The organism is Bradyrhizobium campsiandrae (assembly GCF_014529705.1).
Lineage (GTDB): Bacteria > Pseudomonadota > Alphaproteobacteria > Rhizobiales > Xanthobacteraceae > Bradyrhizobium > Bradyrhizobium campsiandrae.
Map to the genome: position 1 here is coordinate 1 of NZ_JAANIH010000074.1, position 20,035 is coordinate 20,035.

A 20,035-nucleotide genomic window follows, 5' to 3' on the forward strand; every position below is an offset into this window, starting at 1 on the left:
GGCGGGGGAGAGGGGTAGCCACGAACTCCGATCTCGCTTGGGGCTACCCCCCTCCCTGACCCTCCCCCACAAGGGGGGAGGGAACGGAGAGAGTGTGCGTTCCTCACGCGAGGACGGCGCATGAGCTTTCCCGACATCACCCCCTCACTCAAAGCCGCAATGCCTGACCTCCGCGGCCGGCTGCTGGCCAACCAGTCGCTCGCCGAGCTCACCTGGTTTCGTGTCGGCGGGCCGGCGCAGGTGCTGTTCACGCCGGCGGACGAGGACGATCTCGCCTATTTCCTTGCGCATCTCGCCAGCGACATCCCGGTCTATGTCGTCGGCGTCGGCTCCAACCTGATCGTGCGTGATGGCGGCATTGCGGGCGTGGTGATCCGCCTCGCGCCGCGCGCGTTCGGCGAGACGACCGCGCGTGACGATGTCGTCACCGCGGGCGCGGCCGCGCTCGACAAGCGTGTCGCGGAGGTTGCGGCTTCAGCCAATATCGGCGGGCTCGAATTCTATTTCGGCATTCCCGGCACGATCGGCGGCGCGCTGCGCATGAATGCGGGTGCCAATGGCGGCGAGACCAAGGACGTTCTGATCGAGGCGCGCGGCGTCGGGCGCGACGGCACCAGGCACGTCTTCTCCAACGCGGACATGAAGTTCGTCTACCGCAACAGCGGCGTCGATCCCTCCATCATCTTCAGCTCGGCGCGCTTCCGCGGCGAGATCCGCGATGCCGAGGCGATCCGCGCGCGGATGGCCGAGGTGCAGTCCCACCGCGAGACCGCGCAGCCGATCCGCGAGAAGACCGGCGGCTCGACCTTCAAGAATCCGCCCGGCCATTCCGCCTGGAAGCTGGTCGATGCCGCCGGCTGCCGCGGCCTGCGTGTTGGTGGCGCGCAGGTCTCGGAGATGCACTGCAATTTCCTGATCAACACGGGCGATGCCACCGCGCACGACATCGAGACGCTGGGCGAGACCGTGCGCGAACGCGTAAAGGCAAATTCCGGAATTGAGCTGCACTGGGAAATCAAGCGGATCGGAATTTCCGGCTAACAGGACCAGCGACGAGACAACATGCGCATCACCATCCTCTTCGGCGGCTCCAACCGCGAACGTCTGGTTTCCGTCGCGTCAGCCCAGGCACTGCACCAGGCGCTTCCGGAGGCTGATCTCTGGTTCTGGGATATCGAGGACAAGGTGCACGTGGTGCAGTCGAAGCAGCTGCTCGAACATGCCCGTCCGTTTGAGGACGAGTTCAAGCCCGGCACGGTTGGCATTCCGCTGGCGCAGGCGCTCGACCAGGCCAAGGCGGAAGATCGCGTCCTCTTGCTCAGCCTGCACGGCGGCAGCGCGGAGAACGGCGAATTGCAGGTGATGTGCGAGGCGCGGGGCGTGCCGTTCACCGGCTCCGGCTCGGCCTCCTCGCATCTTGCCTTCGACAAGATCGCAGCCAAGCGCTTTGCCGCGCTCGGCGGCGTGACGCCGCCCGTGGGCATCGCGCTGGAGAACATCGACGAGGCCTTCGCCGAATACGGACGGCTGATCGCAAAGCCGGCGCGGGACGGCTCGAGCTACGGCCTGATCTTCGTCAACGCCAGGCAGGATCTCGTCGCCGTCCGCAATGCGGCCAGACACGAAGACTATGTGATCGAGCCCTACATCGCCGGCATTGAAGCGACCTGCGGCGTGCTCGAGCGCACCGATGGCTCGATCATCGCGCTGCCGCCGATCGAGATCATCCCGGGCGAGGGCAATTTCGACTACGCCGCCAAATATCTCCTGAAGTCGACCCAGGAGATCTGCCCCGGCCGCTTCACCGCCGAAGTCACCGCCGCGCTCAAGACCCAGGCGATGCTGGCGCACCGGGCGATGTCCTGCACCGGCTATTCCCGCTCCGACTTCATCGTCTCGGAGAAGGGGCTGGTCTATCTCGAAACCAACACGCTGCCCGGGCTGACCAAGTCCTCGCTCTACCCCAAGGCGCTGAAAGCTGAGGGCATTGCCTTCGCCGACTTCCTCCGCGATCTGATCGTGCTGGCGGTCCGGCAGGTGCGGAAATAATTAGGATTGGTTAATGGCCCGACCGGCCAAAACGGCCAGTTTGGCGGCGAAAACCGGTAGAATGCCGGACATCGTGGCTTAACTGCCTCACTTGCCTTGGCAAAAAGCATCCCGCGTTAACGAATTTTACCTTTTGTTTACCAGGACGTCCGAAGGTTAACGCTGGCGGCGCATATGGCGTTTTGGCTGCCGGCGCGTGACCCGTTTCGGATTGTCCCCGACCCGGCGAACGCCTTGAAGGGGAGCGGTTTCTTCTATCGAGGACCATCACCCGGCCCGGCACGACCGAGACGTCATGTTCGCCAGGACCCGCGCAAGTCGTGGGCAAACTGTTGACGAGCTCGTGCAATGGATGGTGCAGGAAGCCTCACCCGGTCGTTTGTCAGATCGCTGAGGCCCCAAGCTGACCTGAAGGCGGCCGCTATCGGAGCGGTCGTGCTTCTGCGCGAGTGGATGCAGGATAGGCGCGAGGCGACCCGCGCCGCCGCCAAGGAAAAGATCAAGCAGAAGATCAAGGCCAAGGCCGTCATCGAGCGCGAGCCGCCGCCGCGCATTGTCGCGCTGGTCGAGCGCTATCTGCCGCGCCGGGTCGGGATCAGCATGACCGTGCTGCTGCTGATCGGCAGCTGCGGCCTCGGCATCGTCAAGGGCGGCCATCTGCAGGATTTCATCACCGCGGTCAGCGACGCCCGCAACGCCATGGCCAATTCGGCCGGCTTCCGCATCACCTCGGTCGTGATCAACGGCCGCAAGCAGCTCACCCAGGACGAGATCCTCGCCATCGGCGGCGTCAGCGGCCGCTCCTCGCTGCTGTTCCTCGACGCCGACGACGTTCGTGAAAAGCTCAAGGCCAATCCGTGGATTGCGGACGCCACCGTGCTGAAGCTCTATCCAGGCCGGCTCATGATCGACATCACCGAGCGCCAGGCGTTCGCGCTGTGGCAGGAGGCCGGCCGGCTTTCCGTCATCGCCGACGACGGCGCCGTGCTCGAACCCTATGTCTCGCGCCGGTTCCTGTCGCTGCCGCTCGTGGTCGGCAAGGGCGCCGAAACCCAGGCCCGCGACTTCCTGGCGCTGCTGGCGCGCTATCCGCAGGTCAATTCGGTGACCAAGGCCGCGATCTATGTCGGTGAGCGGCGCTGGAACCTGAGGCTGAAGGACGGGCTCGACGTTCGCCTGCCCGAGCAGGACGTCGGCAACGCACTCGCCGCGCTTTCCAAGCTGGACAAAGACGACCGGCTGTTCTCGAAGGACATCGTCGCGGTCGACATGCGCCTGCCTGACCGGCTGGTGGTGCAGCTGTCCGACGACGCCGCCAAGGCGCGCGAAGACCTGTTCAAGGACAAGAAGAAAAAGAAGGCCGATCCCGTATGACCGGTCTTGATCGCACCCAGACGCCGAAAACGCGCCCGATGCCGCACAAGCGCGGCGGCCTCGTTGCATGCCTCGACATCGGCACCAGCAAGATCGCCTGCATGATCGCGCGGCTGAAGCCGTCGGCGCCGAGCGAGGCCTTGCGCGGCCGCACTCATGCGGTGGAATTGATCGGTTACAGCCAGATCCAGTCGCGCGGCATGAAGGCCGGTGCGGTGATCGATCTCGCCGAATGCGAGCAGGCGGTGCGCCAGGCCGTCGGGATCGCCGAGAAAATGGCCAAGGTGCGGGTCGAGTCCGTGCTGCTGTCGGTTTCCGGCGGACGGCTCGCGGGCCAGCTGGTCGAAGCCGCAGCCGACATTCGCGGCGGCGCCGTGACCCCGGCCGATGTCAGCCGTGTCACCTCCACCGGCATGCGCCACGCCACCGGCGAGGGCCGCACCGTGCTGCATGCGCTGCCGGTTGGCTACACGCTCGACGGCGTCAAGGGCATTCGCGATCCCCGCGGCATGGTCGCGCATCAGTTCGGTGTCGACATGAACGTCGTCACCTGTGACGCCACGGTGGCGCGAAACCTGATGCTGGCGGTCGAGCGCTGCCACATCAATGTCGAAGCCATGGCCGCGAGCCCCTATGTGGCCGGGCTGTCGGTGCTGACCGATGACGAGGCCGATCTTGGCGCGGCCGTGGTCGAGATGGGCGCCGGCACGACCACGATCGCGGTCTATTCCGGCGGGCGCTTCGTGCACGCGGCCGGATTTGCGGTCGGCGGGCAACACATCACGATGGATCTGGCGCGCGGACTCTCGGCGACCATTGCCGATGCCGAGCGAATCAAGACCTTATACGGCACCGTCATCACCGGCGGATCGGACTCGCGTGAGCTGATGTCTGTGCCGACGGCCGGTGACGACCAGGATCTGCCGCAGATCGTTTCGCGCGCCACCATCGCCAATATCGTCAAGCACCGTGCCGAGGAAGTCTTCGAAATGGTTCGGGACAAGCTGAAGGATTCGCCCTTCGCGGCAGAGCCCAAGGGCCGCGTCGTGCTCTCCGGCGGCGCCTCGCAGCTCACCGGCCTCGTCGAGCTCGGCACGCAGATTCTCGGCCGGCCCGTACGGGTCGGACGTCCGCTTGGTTTTGGCCGGCTGCCCAACGAGGCGAAGAACGCCGCGTTCGCGGTGCCGGCCGGACTACTCGTCTACCCGCAATATGTTCACCTCGAACATGTCGAACCGCGGCATACGCGGCAGCAGGTCAAGACAGGGACCGGCGGTTATTTCGGAAAGGTCGGGCGATGGCTACGCGAGGGCTTTTGATGACCGATTTCCGCAAATGTCTGATTTCACCAACTCCCGCGGCCGCAGGCCGGGGCGAACCCACGCGCGCGTGATCGAGAGGCAAACATGACCATCAGCATCAACGTTCCTGATATTCACGAGTTGAAGCCCCGGATCACCGTGTTCGGCGTCGGCGGCGCCGGCGGCAACGCCGTCAACAACATGATCACGGCGGGCCTCCAGGGCGTCGACTTCGTGGTCGCCAACACCGACGCACAGGCGCTGACGATGTCGAAGGCGCAGCGCATCGTGCAGATGGGCACCGCGGTGACGCAAGGGCTCGGCGCGGGTTCGCAGCCGAACGTCGGCGCGGCCGCCGCGGAAGAGGTGATCGACGAATTGCGCGACCATCTCTCGGGCGCCAACATGGTGTTCGTCACCGCCGGCATGGGCGGCGGCACCGGCACGGGTGCTGCTCCCGTCATCGCCAAGACCGCGCGCGACATGGGCATCCTCACCGTCGGCGTCGTCACCAAGCCGTTCCACTTCGAGGGTGGCCGCCGCATGCGCACGGCCGAGGCCGGCATCGCCGAGCTGCACAAGGTGGTCGACACGCTCCTGATCATCCCGAACCAGAACCTGTTCCGGGTCGCCAACGAGAAGACCACCTTCGCCGACGCCTTCGCGATGGCCGACCAGGTGCTCTACTCCGGCGTCGCCTGCATCACCGACCTGATGGTCAAGGAAGGCCTGATCAACCTCGACTTCGCCGACGTTCGCGCCGTCATGCGCGAAATGGGCAAGGCGATGATGGGCACGGGCGAAGCTTCCGGCGACAAGCGCGCGCTGACCGCCGCGGAAGCTGCGATCGCCAACCCGCTGATCGACGACAGCTCGATGAAGGGTGCCAAGGGCCTGCTGATCTCGATCACCGGCGGCAAGGACCTGACCCTGTTCGAGGTCGACGAAGCCGCGACCCGTATCCGCGAGGAAGTCGACCAGGACGCCAACATCATCGTCGGCGCCACCTTCGACGAAGCGCTCGACGGCCTGATCCGCGTCTCGGTCGTCGCCACCGGCATCGAGCAGGCCGCGATTGCCCGCAACAGCCAGGCGACCTCCGCTCCGGTCGCGAATGCAGCGCCGCAGCAGCTGCAGCAGGCCCCCGCGGCTCCGGCCGCGGCTGCCGAGAGCCGTCTCGCCGACCTGACCGCGCGGCTCCGCGCCGACAACCAGCGCATGGCCGAACGCGCCCAGAAGCTGGAAGCGCAGATCCCGGCCGCCGCGCCGGCCGTGCCGGTCGCGCCGCGTCCCAATGTCGAGCGCGCGGCCCTTGCGGCCATCGCCGCTGCCGTTGCCGAAGTTCCGCAGGCGCCCGCGCCGCAGACCACCTATGGCGACGTCACCGTGCGCCCGATCGCGCAGAAGCCCACGCTGTTTCCGGAGCCCGAGCAGGCCCCGCTTGCCATGCACGAGCCGATGACGCCCGAAACCTTCATCCCGCCCCAGGCCGAGCGTGCCCCGCCGCGCGCACCGCGCATGCCGCGCCTCGATGAATTGCCGATGCCGGCCCAGGCCGAGCTTCGTCAGGCCCGTGGTGAGGTCGAGGACGAGACCCCGCAGAAGACCCGCCTGTCGCTGCTGCAGCGCCTCGCCAATGTCGGCCTCGGCCGCCGTGACGAGGAAACCGAGGCACCGATCGCCGCACGCACTGCCGGTCCCGCAATGGCGCCGCTGCCCGAGCGCAAGCCGCAGAAGACCGTGCAGCAACAGATCGCAGCCAGCGAGCCGGTATCCGAGTATGCTCGCCGCCCTGCGCCGCAAGGTCTCGATGCCCACGGCCGCCCTGCGCCTGTTGCGCCGGCGCCACAGGGAGACGACCATCTTGATATCCCGGCCTTCCTGCGGCGGCAGGCGACCTGAGGATTGTTACAATAAGGCAGATGCAAAAAGGCCCCGGCGGGAAGCTTGCCGGGGCCTTTCCTTTGGCCCCGTGCATATCCGGGTTGCGCATTCAAGCAACTGATTTTAAATCATTAATTACCTGTTCAGTGCATCAGTAAAGCTGCCGGTAACGCCCCGAAACCGAGGCCCAATTTGGTTAAGCCTTGTCGTGAATACGGCGGGTTTGGGGTAACAATCGGTAAAAAAGCGTGAGTTGGCGCTGTTTGAGGCAGTGACTATGGTTTGCCGTGACTTGGGGATACGCAGATTCGGACGGTCGATCTCGATCGATCAGTCGAGCCTCGTATAAGTCGCAGTGGTCGTAGTGGGGCGGTTCCTGATGAAATTTAGCCGGCAAACAACGCTTCGTGCGCAAGCCACCGTGGCGGGCGTTGGCGTTCATTCCGGTCTTCCCGTTACTCTCACGCTTGGGCCTGCGCCTGTTGACGCGGGTTTTATTTTTATCCGTACCGGGCTTGAGGGAAGCGATCGCGAAGTTCAGGCGACCGCCGAGCACGTCGTCGCGACCGATCTCGCAACGGTGCTGGGCGACCGCGATGGGCCGCTGGTTTCGACCGCAGAACATGTACTTGCTGCACTGCGAGGCATGGGCGTCGACAACGCCACCATCGAGATCGACGGTGCGGAAGTGCCGATCATGGATGGCAGCGCAGCGGCCTTCGTTGCTGCGATCGATCAGGCCGGCATCGTGAGCCAGCCGGCTCAGCGTCGGTTCATCCAGGTTCTGAAGCCGGTCTCGGTCGCCATCGGCGACTCCTTCGGCGAATTGCGCCCTTACGCCAACGGCTTCCGCACCGAGATTGAGATCAACTTCGCCAATCCCGTGATTGGTCGCCAGAATTATGTGTTCGAACTCGTGCCGGAACGCTTCCGCCGCGAGGTTGCGCGTGCTCGGACATTCGGTCTGATGTGCGATCAGGCGCGGCTCTGGGCCGCGGGCTATGGTCGTGGTGCTTCCTTCGACAACACCGTCGTGTTTGACGAGGAGCGGCTGCTCAATCCCGAAGGGCTGCGCTACGCCGACGAATGCGCCCGCCACAAGGTCCTGGACGCGATCGGCGACCTCGCGCTGGCCGGCCTGCCGCTGCTCGGCGCCTATCGCTCGGTGCGTGGCGGCCACAAGCTCAACCATGCCGTCCTGACCACGCTGCTCGCTGACCGTACCGCTTGGCGGGTGGTCGAGGGTGAAGCAGCCCGCCGCACCAGTCGTCCCGTGGTCGAGGTCGGCAGCGGTATTATTGGTGGCCGGATTGCTGCGGCTTACGGGCCGGACGTGTCCTGACCGCCTGTTGCGGTCGGCCTTATCCGGAAAACTCCTGGTAACCATGATCCCCTAGGATTGCGGCAAGTTCGCCTTATTCCGGGCGGAATGCCTGCCTATCCGATACGTTAACGATCGTTTTTCGGTTACACCGGCGTGGTCGCATGGCAGGCACCACGGTCACTTTACGCGCCCGTGGCGGGGATCATGGGCTGGCGGGCACCGCATCACAGGGCGTCAGGTCTTAAATTCATGTCGGCACAGCGTATGACGCGCGGATATCTGTTGGTTTCTCCAAAGGCTCCGATCGGGACCCGTCGGCTGCTTCAGGCCGCGACGCTTTTTGTTCTGGCCTTGCCGCTATCCGGCTGTGGCACCGGCGCGCTGTGGGACAAGTTCACCCAGAAGGACGACACCTTCGTCGAGGAGCCCGCCGACAAGATCTACAATGAGGGCTTGTACCTCATGAACGAAAAGAAGGACATGAAGGCGGCGAACAAGAAGTTCGAGGAGGTCGACCGCCAGCATCCCTATTCCGACTGGGCGCGCAAATCGCTGCTGATGTCGGCCTACGCGTCCTACCAGGGCGGCGACTATGACAGCTGCATCGGCGCTGCGACGCGCTACGTCACCCTGCATCCCGGCAGCCCGGACGCCGCCTACGCGCAGTACCTGATCGCCGCCTCGCACTACGACCAGATCCCGGACATCAGCCGCGACCAGGCCCGTACCGAGAAGGCGATCGCCTCGCTGGAAGAGGTGGTGCGAAAGTATCCGACGTCCGAATATGCGACCTCCGCCAAGGCCAAGATCGAGGGCGCCCGCGACCAGCTTGCCGGCAAGGAAATGAATGTCGGCCGCTACTACATGCAGAAGCGCGACTACACCGCCGCGATCAACCGCTACAAGGCCGTGGTGACGCAGTATCAGACCACGCGCCACGTCGAGGAGGCGCTCTATCGCCTTACCGAGGCCTACATGTCGATCGGCATCGTCGGCGAGGCCCAAACCGCCGCCGCCGTGCTCGGTCACAATTTTCCTGACAGCCGCTGGTACAAGGACGCCTATAATCTTGTAAAATCCGGCGGTCTCGAACCGAGCGAGAATCAGGGGTCCTGGATCAGCCGGACCTTCAAGAAAATAGGTCTGTAGGACTCGGCTAGGAAATCTGGTTCCATGCTGGCGCGTCTGTCGATCCGTGACATCGTCCTGATCGAACGGCTCGATATCGAATTCGCCTCCGGACTTGCGGTTTTGACCGGCGAGACCGGAGCGGGCAAATCCATCCTGCTCGATGCCTTTGCGCTGGCCCTCGGCGGCCGCGGCGATGCCGGCCTCGTGCGCCATGGCGCCGAGCAGGGGCAGGTGACCGCCGTCTTCGATGTCCCGAAGAATCACCCCGCGACGAAAATTCTGGCCGAGAACGGGCTCGACGACACAGGTGAGATGATCCTGCGCCGGGTCCAGCTCGCCGATGGCCGCACCCGTGCCTTCATCAATGACCAGTCGATCAGCGTGCAGACGCTGAAGGCGGTCGGCGCCGCGCTGGTCGAGATTCATGGCCAGCATGACGAGCGCGCGCTGGTCGATGCTGCCACGCATCGCCGCCTGCTCGATGCCTTCTCGGGTCTCGAGAAGGACGTCGCGGCCGTCGAAGCCCTCTGGGACGCGCGCCGCAGCGCCAATACCGAGCTGGAAGAGCATCGCGCCGGCATGGAGCGCGCCGCGCGGGAGGCCGATTATCTGCGGCATGCCTCCGATGAGCTGAAGCAGCTCGCCCCGAAGGACGGCGAGGAGACCTCGCTGGCCCATCGCCGCACCACCATGATGCAGGGCGAGAAGATCGCCTCCGATCTGCGCGAGGCGCAGGAGGTCGTCGGCGGGCATAATTCGCCGGTCGCGGCGCTGTCGGCCGCCGTGCGCCGGCTGGAGCGCCGCGGCGTCAATTCGCCGGCGCTGGTCGAGCCCGCGGTCAAGGCGATCGACGTCGCGATCAATGCACTGGAAGAAGCCGACCAGCATCTGCTGGCCGCGCTCGCGGCAACCGATTTCGACCCGGCCGAGCTCGAGCGTATCGAGGAGCGCTTGTTCGCCTTGCGCGCCGCCTCACGCAAATATTCGACGCCGGTCGATGGCCTCGCCGCACTCGCCGCCAAATATGCCGCCGACGTCGTGCTGATCGATGCCGGTGCGTCGCGGCTGAAAAAGCTGGAGCAGGCCGCGATCGAGGCCGATAACCGCTATGCGGCTGCTGCGAAGAAGCTCTCGGCCGCGCGGCAGAAATCGGCCGAGAAGCTCAACAAGGCCGTCAATGGTGAGCTCGCGCCGCTCAAGCTCGAACGCGCCAAATTCATGACCCAGGTCGCCACCGACGAGGCTGCGCCGGGCCCGCAGGGCTTCGACCGCGTCGAGTTCTGGGTGCAGACCAATCCGGGCACCAAGCCGGGTCCGATGATGAAGGTCGCCTCCGGCGGCGAGCTCTCGCGTTTCCTGCTGGCGCTGAAAGTGGTGCTGTCCGATCGCGGCTCGGCGCCGACCCTGGTGTTCGACGAAATCGACACCGGCGTGGGCGGCGCGGTGGCGGATGCGATCGGTGCGCGCCTGGCGCGCCTCGCCGGCAAGGTGCAGGTGATGGCGGTGACCCACGCCCCGCAGGTCGCCGCCCGCGCCGACCAGCATCTTCTGATCTCCAAGGATGCGCTGGACAAGGGCAAGCGCGTCGCCACCCGCGTCAACACGCTCGCCGCCGACCATCGCCGCGAGGAGATCGCCCGCATGCTCGCCGGCGCCGAGATCACGGCCGAGGCGAGGGCGGCTGCGGATCGGCTGCTCAAGGCGGCGACGGCCTGATTCGCGTCCTGGACGCGCGCAGCGCGAGCCGGGCCCCAGAACGCCGCCTCATGGGCCTCGGCTCTGCAGCGCACCGGACGAACTTCGCATCGCCGGGACGCTGCGTCCGGGGCACGAGATGTCTACACGCCTTTACCGAGCTACCCGCTCCGTCGTATCCAAGCACCATGGCCAGAGCAGCAAAATCGAAACCGCTTCGTGACGTCGCCGATCTCACCAAGGCACAGGCCAAGGTCGAGCATATGCGGCTGTCGCTCGAGATCGAGGGGCACAACGAGCGCTATTATCAAGATGACGCGCCCACCGTTACCGACGCCGAGTACGACGCCCTGCGCCAGCGCCTCAATGCGATCGAAAAGCGCTTTCCGGAATTCGTCAGTGCGGAGTCGCCGTCGCAAAAGGTCGGCGCGGCACCTTCGGGCCGCTTCAAGAAGGTGCGGCATTCCGTGCCGATGCTGTCGCTCGACAACGCCTTTGCCGAAGAGGATTTGCGCGATTTCGTCGGCCGCATCGTGCGCTTCCTGAAGCTCGACGACGACAAGATCGCTTTCTCGGCCGAGCCGAAGATCGACGGCCTGTCGATGTCGCTGCGCTATGAGGGGGGCGAGCTCGTCACCGCAGCGACGCGCGGCGATGGTGCGGTCGGTGAAGACGTCACCGCCAACATCCGCACGCTCGAAGACGTGCCGCAGAAGCTGAAGGGCCGCAACATCCCCGACATCTGCGAGGTGCGCGGCGAGGTCTACATGACCAAGAAGGCCTTCCTTGCGCTCAATGAGCGCCAGAAGGCCGCGGGCGACACCATCTTCGCCAACCCGCGCAACTCTGCCGCAGGCTCCCTGAGGCAGAAGGACCCGGCCATCACGGCCTCGCGTCCGCTGGGGTTCTTCGCCTATGCCTGGGGCGAAATGGGCGCGATGCCCGAGGATACGCAGAGCGGCATGATCCACTGGTTCGAGCGTTGCGGCTTCAAGACCAATCCGCTGACCAAGCTGTGCCGCTCCGTCGAGGAGCTGATCGCGTTCCACCAGAGCATCGAGGAAGAGCGCGCCGAACTCGACTACGACATCGATGGCGTCGTCTACAAGGTCGATCGCATCGACTGGCAGGAGCGCCTCGGCTTCGTCTCGCGCACGCCGCGCTGGGCCATCGCGCACAAATTCCCGGCTGAACGCGCCATGACGGTGCTGCGCGACATCGAGATCCAGGTCGGCCGCACCGGCTCGTTCACCCCGGTCGGCAAGCTCGAGCCGGTCGGCGTCGGCGGCGTCATCGTGCAGAACGTCACGCTGCACAACGAGGACTACATCAAGGGCATCGGCAACAAGGGCGAGGTGCTGCGCGAGGGGCGCGACATCAGGATCGGCGACACCGTCGTGATCCAGCGCGCCGGCGACGTCATCCCGCAAGTGGTCGACGTCGTCCTCGACAAGCGGCCGAAGGGCGCCAAGGAATTCCACTTCCCGAAGAAATGCCCGTGCCCGCTGCACACCGACGTCGTGCGCGAGGAGACGGCAACCGGCGAGGAGGGCTCGCGCGCCCGCTGTACCGGCGAGTTCGCCTGCCCCTATCAGAAGATCGAGCACCTCAAGCTCTTCGTGTCGCGGCGCGCCTTCGACATCGACGGTTTAGGCGAGAAGCAGCTGCAGTATTTCTTCGACGAAGGATGGGTCAAGGAGCCCGCCGACATCTTCACGCTTGAGAAGCGCAATGCGAAGCTCAAGCTGGAGGAGATCGAGGGCTACGGCGCGACCTCGGTGCGCAACCTGTTCGGTGCTATCGAGAGCCGGCGCAAAATTGCGCTGGAGCGCTTCATCTACGCGCTGGGCATGCGCCATGTCGGCGAGACGACGGCGCTGGCACTGGCGCGCGGCTACGGCTCCTGGGACGCCTTCCATGATGCCTGCCTCAAGGTCGCCAAGGGCGACGAGGAAGCGATGGCGGAGATGGATGCGCTCGACCAGATCGGCGACACCGTCATCAAGAGCATCGCCGATTATTTCGGCGAGAGCCACAACCGCGGCATTGTCGAGCGCCTGACCAAGGAGGTCGAGATCGTCGACGCCGAAAAGCCGAAGAGCAATTCGGCGGTCGCCGGCAAGACCGTCGTGTTCACGGGCTCGCTGGAGAAGATGACGCGCGACGAGGCCAAGGCCACCGCAGAGCGGCTGGGCGCCAAGGTCTCCGGCTCGGTGTCGAAGAAGACCGACCTCGTCGTCGCCGGCCCCGGCGCGGGCTCGAAGCTCGCCGAGGCCAACAAGCACGGCGTCAAGGTGCTGACGGAAGATGAGTGGTTGCAACTGATCGGGGAGTGAGCTCTCACCCCGTCATTGCGAGGAGTCTGGCGACGAAGCAATCCAGACTGCATCCGCGGTGAAGTCTGGATTGCTTCGCTGCGCTCGCAATGACAGAGGGGGGCGGCCCCTCACATCATCCCAGCCTCTTCCTCTTCCGCCTGCTCGATCAGCTCCTCGCTCACCACGACCTCCCGCCGCGGCACCACGAAGATCATCATGCAGGCGCAGAGCAGCGAGATCGCAAGCACCGCCGAGGTCAACGGCAGCGTCGTTGCGGAGTGGCCGCCGAGATAGGCGCCGAATTGCGACATCAGCGCGCCGATGCCCTGCTGGAGGAAACCCATTGCGCCTGACGCGGTGCCGGCGGCCTCGGGGCGGACGCTGATCGCGCCGGCCGCGGAATTCGCCATCACGAAGGCATTGCCGACCATCACGATCATCTGCGTGCCGAACAGCCAGGCCGGCGCTTCGTTCCACCCCGTAAAGCTCCACAGCAGGTTCAACAGGCTGCCGCAGAGCTGCAGGGCGAGGCCAAACCAGATCAGTTTCTCCAGCGAGTGCCGCGGCGCAAAGCGCACGCAAAGCAGATTGCCGACGAGATACGCAAAGCCTGTGGTGGCGAACCACGCGCCGTATTCGGCGCTGGTCCGGCCCATCTGGGTCACGACGATGTAGGGACCGCCGCCGGCGAAGGTGAAGATGATCTGCGATGCCAGCACCTGACACATCACATAGCCGATGAAGGCGCGGCTCTTGATCAGGGTGCGGACGTCGCTGCGAAAGCCGCCGCTGCCGCCCGCGCGGTCGCGGCGCGTCTCAGGCAACGCGATCGCAATGCCGATTGCGACTGCGATCGCGCCGATCGTGACGGCGTAGAAGATCGCGCGCCAGCCGAACGCGGTCTCGATCAGGCCGCCGGTGAGCGGCGAGACCATCTGGCCGATCATCAGGGCGGCGATCACGAGGCTGATCATGGAAGCGACACGGTCACGCGCATAGATGTCGCGGATGATGGCGCGGCTCACCACCATGCCGGAGGCGCCGCCGAGCGCCTGGAAGAAGCGCGCCGCGATCAGCTGCGGCAGGTCTTGCGCGAAGATGCAGGCGAGGCTCGCCGCGATCATCAGCGCGAGGCCGCCAAGCAGCACCGGCCGCCGCCCGAACTTGTCCGATAGCGGCCCCATGATCAGCTGCGACAGCGCGATGCCGACCATGTAGAGCGACACCGTCATCTGCGCGATCGAGATGTCGCGCCCGAACGTCGTCGCCAGAACGGGCAGCGCAGGAACCAGAATGTAGAGCGAGATCGGCGCGATCCCGGTCATGACGACCAGCAGCAGCAACACCACGCGCGAGGTCGCGATGTTGGTTGCCGCTCCCGGTGGTTGGCTGATCATGCCGTGCATGGAGCGACACTAGCCGCATCGCTGCGGCCGCGAACATGGTCGTTTCGGTATGCGGCCATGCGCGATGCTGGAGCCTTGCGCCAATCGCGTAGCGCTATGCAGGCGCCGCTTAAGGCTTCAGCTCCACTGTTGCCTGATCGAGCCAGGCCTTCGTCGCCTGATCCAGCGCCGGGCCCACCTCGGCCCGGACGCGCGCGTGGTAGGCATTGAGCCAGGCGAGCTCCTCGCGGCTCAGCATCGCTGTGTCGATCAGCCGACGGTCGATCGGTGCGAGCGTCAGCGTCTCGAACCCGTTCATCGATTTCTCGGCGCCCCTGATGTCGGCGGCCACCACCAGCTCGAGGTTCTCGATGCGGATGCCGAAGGCGTCGGTCTTGTAATAGCCGGGCTCATTGGAGAGGATCATGCCGCGCTTCAGCGGCGTGGTGCCGAGCTTCGAGATCCGAGCGGGTCCTTCGTGCACGCTGAGATAGCTGCCGACGCCATGGCCGGTGCCGTGCTCGAAATCGACGCCGGCGGCCCAGAGATATTGCCGCGCCAGGGTGTCGAGCTGCGCGCCGGTGGTGCCATCGGGGAAGATCGCGCGCGCGATCGCGATATGGCCGCGCAGCACGCGGGTGAAGCGGTCGCGCATCTCCTCGGTCGGCTCTCCTACCGCCATGGTGCGGGTAACGTCAGTGGTGCCGTCTTCGTATTGTGCGCCGGAATCGATCAGCAGGAGGTCGCCCGGCACGATCCGCCGGTTGCTCTTGCGGGTGACGCGGTAATGCACGATGGCGCCGTTCGGCCCCGTTCCCGAGATGGTCGGAAACGACACGTCCTTCAGCGCGCCGGTGTCGCGGCGGAACGTTTCCAGCGCCTCGACCGCGTCGATCTCGGTGAGCTTGCCGCTTGCCGCCTCGCGATCGATGAAGGCGAGGAAGCGCGCCAGCGCGATGGCGTCGCGGCGATGAGCGGTCTGGGTGCCCTTGATCTCGGTCGGGTTCTTCACCGCCTTGAGCAGCGCGATCGGATCGCTGCCGCGCAGCGGCTTGCCGCCGCCGCTGGTGATGAGCCGGCTCAGCGCGTCGGCCGCCGTGGCGCTGTCGAGCGCAATCGCAGCGCCGCTTTTCGCCAGCGCCATCAGCGTCGGTGTCAGCGCGTCGGGCTCGCGCACGTCGGCGGATTGCTCGAGATGATCGCGCGTCAGGTTGGAAAGCTTGCGGTGGTCGATGAACACGGTCGGCCGGCCGACCTTGGGCACCAGCGCGTAGGACAGCGGCAGCGGCGTATGCGCGACGTCGGCGCCGCGGATGTTGAAGGTCCAGGCGACCGCATGGCTGTCCGACAGCACCAGCGCGTCGGCGCCGAGCTTGTCGATCTCGCATCTGATCTGCGCCACCTTCTCGGACTCGGTGACGCCGGCATATTGCAGGCCGTGGATCGCGACCTGGGCCAGTGGCGGCTGCGGCCGGTCCTGCCAGACCGCGTCGACCGGATTGGTGTCGACTGCCACCAGCTCGGCGCCGACCTTGGTGCAGGCGGCGGCGAGGCGCTCGGCTGCCGCAAAAGTGTGCAGCCATGGATCAAATCCTAGGCGATCACCGGATTTGAGGTGCGCGGAGACCCAGCTCTCCGGCGGCGGATCGATCAACGATTCCACCGCCCACGCCTTGGCGTCGACCTGCTTGGCCGCCTGGATCGTATAGCGGCCGTCGACGAAGATTGCGGCCTCTCGGGCCAGCACCACGGCGAGCCCTGCCGAGCCGGTGAAGCCGGTCAGCCAGGCAAGCCGCTCCTCGGAGGGCGCGACATACTCATTCTGCTGCTGATCGGCGCGCGGAATGACGAAGCCGGTCAGCTTGCGACGGGCGAGTTCTTCACGGAGTGCAGCGAGGCGCGCGGTCAATGCGACGCCGGCCTCGGGCTCCTCGAATGTCTGGAAGTGTGCTTCGAACATGGCTCAGTTTAGGATCATGGGGATCAGTCCGCAATGTAGACGCAATTGCCGTTTCATCTGGCATGGACTGTGCTTGAAAATGTTCCATTCGAATTGAGTGGAGTAATGGATGCGGCAGTTGCGCTTCGTCCGAATAACAGGGAAATTCGAGCAAGTGGTTCATCTCAACGGCGAGGGGACACACGATGCCAGCGTTCACCTTTGAGAAGATCTCGCCGCCGGTGCGCCGCGCACCGGCCGCAACCGTACCCAAGAAGCCGCGCGGCCTCATCAGTCAGCTGATCGATCGCGTCGCCGAGCGCCGGGCCAAGCGGGCCTTGCAAGGTGAGCAGGCGATGCGCCGGGACAACAAGCCGGCGGAGTAGTGCGCGGGACCCTACGAGAGTTTTCGCAGCAACAGGCTGCTCCACCCCTCGATCCGCAGATGACGGAGCGGCACGAGGCCGCGCGCCCGGTAAGCGGCAATCACGGCCGGAGCCTGATGGGTCAACAGGCCGGAGAGAATGACCCGGGCGCCGGGCGCAAGATGGCGTGCCATCGGCCCCGCCAATTGCCGTAACGGATTGGCAAGGATATTGGCCAGCACGAGGTCGAACGGTCCGCTTCTGGCAAAATCCGGCGCGGCGAAGCCGGTGGCGCGGATCACCCGCACATAGGGGCGGGTTTCATTCAAGGCTGCGTTCTCGGCCGCGACCCGCACCGAAGGCGGATCGATGTCGGAGGCCAGCACCCTCAGATGCAACGCCTTGGCGGCGGCGATTCCGAGCACGCCGGTCCCGGTGCCGAGGTCGAGCACGCGCTTCGGGCGCGCATGTTTGAGGACATGGTCAAGCAGAAGTAAACAGCCACGCGTGGTGCCGTGGTGTCCCGTTCCGAAGGCGAGGGCCGCTTCGATCTCCACGGCGAGCTTGTTTGGCGCCACACGGTCGCGGTCGTGACTGCCATGGACGATGAAGCGTCCGGCCGGCACCGGAACGAGATCTTCGAGGCTCGCCTTGACCCAATCCTTGGCCTCGACCGTGTCGAAGGCGAGCGTTGCGGCGATGTCATTTCCTGCTGAGGTCGCAACGAGATCGCGCAAGCCCGCCTGATCCGGCGCCTCGGCAAAATGCAGCGTGACGTCCCATTGCCCGTCCGGCCGCTCGAACGCGGCAACCGCGGCGTCGCCCTCGAAAAACATCTCGGTGAGCACGTCGACGACGCGCCTGGCAGCAGCCTCGTTGCCGATTGAAAAACTGGCACGATGGGTGGGGGATAGCTGCATCAGTGGGTTCCGTTGAGTTCAATTTCTGGAACTTTTGTTCCCAATTTTCCGGATAAGTTGCGGTTCCCGGGTTAACTTGACCGTAGCTTGTAATCCGTACATTCGCGGGGTGTTGGAACCGACCAGCACACCCTGGAATGGTATTGGAGGCGAGTCTTGAAGCGCATGGTTTCGAAGTTCTGGTCCGATGAGTCTGGCGCGACCGCGATCGAATACGGTCTGATCGCAGCTGGTATCGCCCTGGCCATCATCACCGTGGTGAACAGCCTGGGCACCACGATGAACGACAAGTTCGGTTCGGTTAGCAGCTCCTTGAAGTAATTTCTGCCTCCCATTTCGCGGCGGGGGCGACTTTCTTCTTAGACGATATCTTTCGACGACGCCCGCTCGGGGATTGTCCCTCTTGGCGGGCGACGTCTTTTTAGGGACGACCGAGGCGGCTATCGCTGCCTATGATCACAGCTTGTCCACCCCATGATCCGGGGCCATCCACCGGCTGAAAACCGGTTTATCCAGCCACTTCTCCACAGCCTGGCTCGCGCTTGTCTCGGATGATCGGGCGAGGCTTGCACGGCTTTACCACAGCTCTGCCAACAGGCCTGTCCACAACCTATCCACAGGCCTATCCACGGCTTGCGAACAGGCTGCGATGATCCCGCAGGATTGCGCGAGCCGCATTGTGACCGGGCGCGCCGGTGACCCCACCGCCGGGATGAGCGCCGGAACCGCAGTGATAGAGGCCCTTCAGGGGACCGCGATAATCGGCATGGCCCAGCATCGGCCGCGCCGAGAACAGCTGGTTCAGCGTCAGCGCACCGTGGAAGATATCGCCGCCGAGCAGGCCGAATTGCCGCTCCAGATCGAGGGGCGAGAGGATCTGGCGTCCGAGCACGCTGGCGGCAAAGCCCGGCGCGTAGCTGTCCACCGTCGCGATCATGAGATCGGCGACCTCGTCGCGGTGGTCGTCCCAGGACCTGCCGTCGGGCAATTCGGGCGCGACGTGCTGACAAAACAGGCTCGCCACGTGCTTGCCGGCCGGCGCCAGCGTGTCGTCGAGCGTTGAGGGGATCAGCATCTCGACGATTGGCTGCTGGCTCCAGCCTCGCGCGCGCGCGTCGAGGTAAGCGCGGTCCATGTAGCCGAGACTGGGCGCCAGGATAATGCCTGATGTGAGATGGTCACCCTCCCCGGGCAGCGCCGTGAAGGAGGGCAGGCGGTCCAGCGCGACGTTCATGCGGAAAGTGCCGGAGCCGTTCTTCCAGTGGCGGATACGGGCGAGGAAATCGGCCGGCAGCGTGTCGGCGGCGATCAACCGCGTATAGAGCAGCTTCGGATTGACGTTGGCGGCGACATATCGTGCGCGGATGGTCGTGCCGTTCTCCAGCACCACGCCGGCGGCGCGGTCGCGCTCCACGATGACCTCGCGGACGCCGGCATCCGTGTCGATCGTCACACCACGCGCTCTTGCGGCGCGCGCCATCGCTTGCGTGATCGCGCCCATGCCACCGACGGCATGACCCCAGACGCCCTTCTTGCCGTTCACCTCGCCGAAGGCGTGATGCAGCATCACATAGGCCGAGCCTGCGGCGTAGGGGCTCGCATAATTGCCGACGATCGCATCGAAGCCGAACTGCGCCTTGACCAGATCGTGCTCGAAACGCTCGTCCAGCATCTCGCCGGCCGAGCGGGTGAAGAGATCGAGCAGGCTGCGGCTTCTTTCCAGCGTCAGGCCGCGCAGGATGTTGGCCGTCGTCAGCGCGTTGGCGGCCTCGCGGATCGCGCCAGGACCGAAACCTCCGAGCAGGTTCGGCGGCGCGCGCAGCACGAACTGCCTGAGCACGTCGGCAATGTCCTCGAGCTCGCGCGAAAACCCGTCCAGCGCATCAGCATCGCGCGCGCTGAGCCGGGCGACGGACGACTTGGTCCGGCCCTCGCCGGTGAGGAGATAGTTGCCCTCGGGCGCGGGCAGAAAATTCTGCGCGCGCCGCTCGACCACGCGCAGGCCCTGTTCGGTGAGCCCGAGATCGCGGATCACCTGCGGATTGAGCAGGCTCACGGTGTAGGCCGCGACCGAGTTGCGAAAGCCCGGGTGAAACTCTTCGGTGACCGCGGCCCCGCCGACCACCTTGCGGCGCTCGACCACGTGCACGCGCAAGCCCGCCATCGCGAGATAGGCCGCGCAGGTGAGGCCGTTATGGCCAGCGCCGATGATGACGACGTCGGTTTCGATCATGACTTCCTTGGCGTCATTCCGGGGCGATGCGCAGCATCGAACTCTGGTCCGCAATTGCGCACCTGAGAATCTCGAGGTCCGGGTTCGAGCTTCGCGCGCCCCGGAACGACCCTGTAA

The 20,035-nt window shown here is 65.4% G+C and carries 15 protein-coding genes; 11 read left to right on the forward strand and 4 right to left on the reverse strand.

Annotated features, from left to right (window positions below):
- Positions 1 to 120 precede the first annotated feature (120 nt).
- The 9 genes from murB to ligA all read left to right on the forward strand — a co-directional run bounded on the left by murB (position 121) and on the right by ligA (position 13,094).
- Positions 121 to 1,041 (forward strand): UDP-N-acetylmuramate dehydrogenase, encoded by a 921-nt coding sequence (gene murB / locus G8O24_RS35860; protein ID WP_188107241.1) that lies wholly within the window; start codon positions 121 to 123, stop codon positions 1,039 to 1,041.
- A 21-nt stretch (positions 1,042 to 1,062) separates the two neighbouring features.
- Positions 1,063 to 2,049, forward strand: a complete 987-nt coding sequence (locus G8O24_RS35865) for a D-alanine--D-alanine ligase family protein (RefSeq protein WP_188107242.1) — start codon at positions 1,063 to 1,065, stop codon at positions 2,047 to 2,049.
- Positions 2,050 to 2,397: 348 nt separating this feature from the next.
- Complete coding sequence (locus G8O24_RS35870; protein ID WP_188107243.1) at positions 2,398 to 3,423, forward strand: cell division protein FtsQ/DivIB; 1,026 nt, start codon at positions 2,398 to 2,400, stop codon at positions 3,421 to 3,423.
- Complete coding sequence (gene ftsA, locus G8O24_RS35875; RefSeq protein ID WP_188107244.1) at positions 3,420 to 4,742, forward strand: cell division protein FtsA; 1,323 nt, start codon at positions 3,420 to 3,422, stop codon at positions 4,740 to 4,742. The genes G8O24_RS35870 and ftsA overlap by 4 nt, the downstream gene beginning before the upstream one ends.
- Positions 4,743 to 4,829: 87 nt before the next feature.
- A complete protein-coding gene (gene ftsZ / locus G8O24_RS35880; RefSeq protein ID WP_188107245.1) occupies positions 4,830 to 6,626 on the forward strand; it encodes a cell division protein FtsZ in 1,797 nt (598 codons plus the stop codon).
- A 361-nt stretch (positions 6,627 to 6,987) separates the two neighbouring features.
- The gene (gene lpxC, locus G8O24_RS35885) at positions 6,988 to 7,950 is read left to right on the forward strand and encodes a UDP-3-O-acyl-N-acetylglucosamine deacetylase (protein ID WP_188107274.1); all 963 of its coding nucleotides are present in this window, start codon (positions 6,988 to 6,990) and stop codon (positions 7,948 to 7,950) included.
- 231 nt (positions 7,951 to 8,181) lie between these two features.
- On the forward strand, positions 8,182 to 9,081 hold the full coding sequence (locus G8O24_RS35890) for an outer membrane protein assembly factor BamD (RefSeq protein WP_188107246.1): 900 nt from the start codon (positions 8,182 to 8,184) through the stop codon (positions 9,079 to 9,081).
- A 24-nt stretch (positions 9,082 to 9,105) separates the two neighbouring features.
- Positions 9,106 to 10,779 carry a DNA repair protein RecN gene (gene recN / locus G8O24_RS35895; RefSeq protein WP_188107247.1) on the forward strand — a complete coding sequence of 558 codons (1,674 nt, stop codon included), beginning with the start codon at positions 9,106 to 9,108 and terminating at the stop codon, positions 10,777 to 10,779.
- A 167-nt stretch (positions 10,780 to 10,946) separates the two neighbouring features.
- Entirely contained in the window at positions 10,947 to 13,094 is a 2,148-nt protein-coding gene (ligA, locus tag G8O24_RS35900) for an NAD-dependent DNA ligase LigA (protein WP_188107248.1), read from the forward strand.
- Between the two features lie 110 nt (positions 13,095 to 13,204).
- Here ligA and G8O24_RS35905 read toward each other — a convergent pair whose 3' ends face one another.
- Both G8O24_RS35905 and G8O24_RS35910 read right to left on the reverse strand, forming a co-directional pair.
- On the reverse strand, positions 13,205 to 14,482 hold the full coding sequence (locus tag G8O24_RS35905) for a multidrug effflux MFS transporter (protein ID WP_188107249.1): 1,278 nt from the start codon (positions 14,480 to 14,482) through the stop codon (positions 13,205 to 13,207).
- Positions 14,483 to 14,591: 109 nt separating this feature from the next.
- Complete coding sequence (locus tag G8O24_RS35910) at positions 14,592 to 16,421, reverse strand: aminopeptidase P family protein (RefSeq protein ID WP_188107250.1); 1,830 nt, start codon at positions 16,419 to 16,421, stop codon at positions 14,592 to 14,594.
- A 185-nt stretch (positions 16,422 to 16,606) separates the two neighbouring features.
- Between G8O24_RS35910 and G8O24_RS35915 the strand changes: the two genes are divergently transcribed.
- The gene (locus tag G8O24_RS35915) at positions 16,607 to 16,786 is read left to right on the forward strand and encodes a hypothetical protein (RefSeq protein WP_188107251.1); all 180 of its coding nucleotides are present in this window, start codon (positions 16,607 to 16,609) and stop codon (positions 16,784 to 16,786) included.
- Between the two features lie 11 nt (positions 16,787 to 16,797).
- Here the strand turns inward: G8O24_RS35915 and G8O24_RS35920 are convergent, their stop codons facing one another.
- Complete coding sequence (locus G8O24_RS35920) at positions 16,798 to 17,685, reverse strand: 50S ribosomal protein L11 methyltransferase (protein ID WP_188107252.1); 888 nt, start codon at positions 17,683 to 17,685, stop codon at positions 16,798 to 16,800.
- 165 nt (positions 17,686 to 17,850) lie between these two features.
- Between G8O24_RS35920 and G8O24_RS35925 the strand changes: the two genes are divergently transcribed.
- On the forward strand, positions 17,851 to 18,006 hold the full coding sequence (locus G8O24_RS35925; RefSeq protein WP_376708088.1) for a Flp family type IVb pilin: 156 nt from the start codon (positions 17,851 to 17,853) through the stop codon (positions 18,004 to 18,006).
- 301 nt (positions 18,007 to 18,307) lie between these two features.
- Here the strand turns inward: G8O24_RS35925 and G8O24_RS35930 are convergent, their stop codons facing one another.
- Positions 18,308 to 19,918, reverse strand: a complete 1,611-nt coding sequence (locus tag G8O24_RS35930) for a phytoene desaturase family protein (protein ID WP_188107254.1) — start codon at positions 19,916 to 19,918, stop codon at positions 18,308 to 18,310.
- Positions 19,919 to 20,035 lie beyond the last annotated feature (117 nt).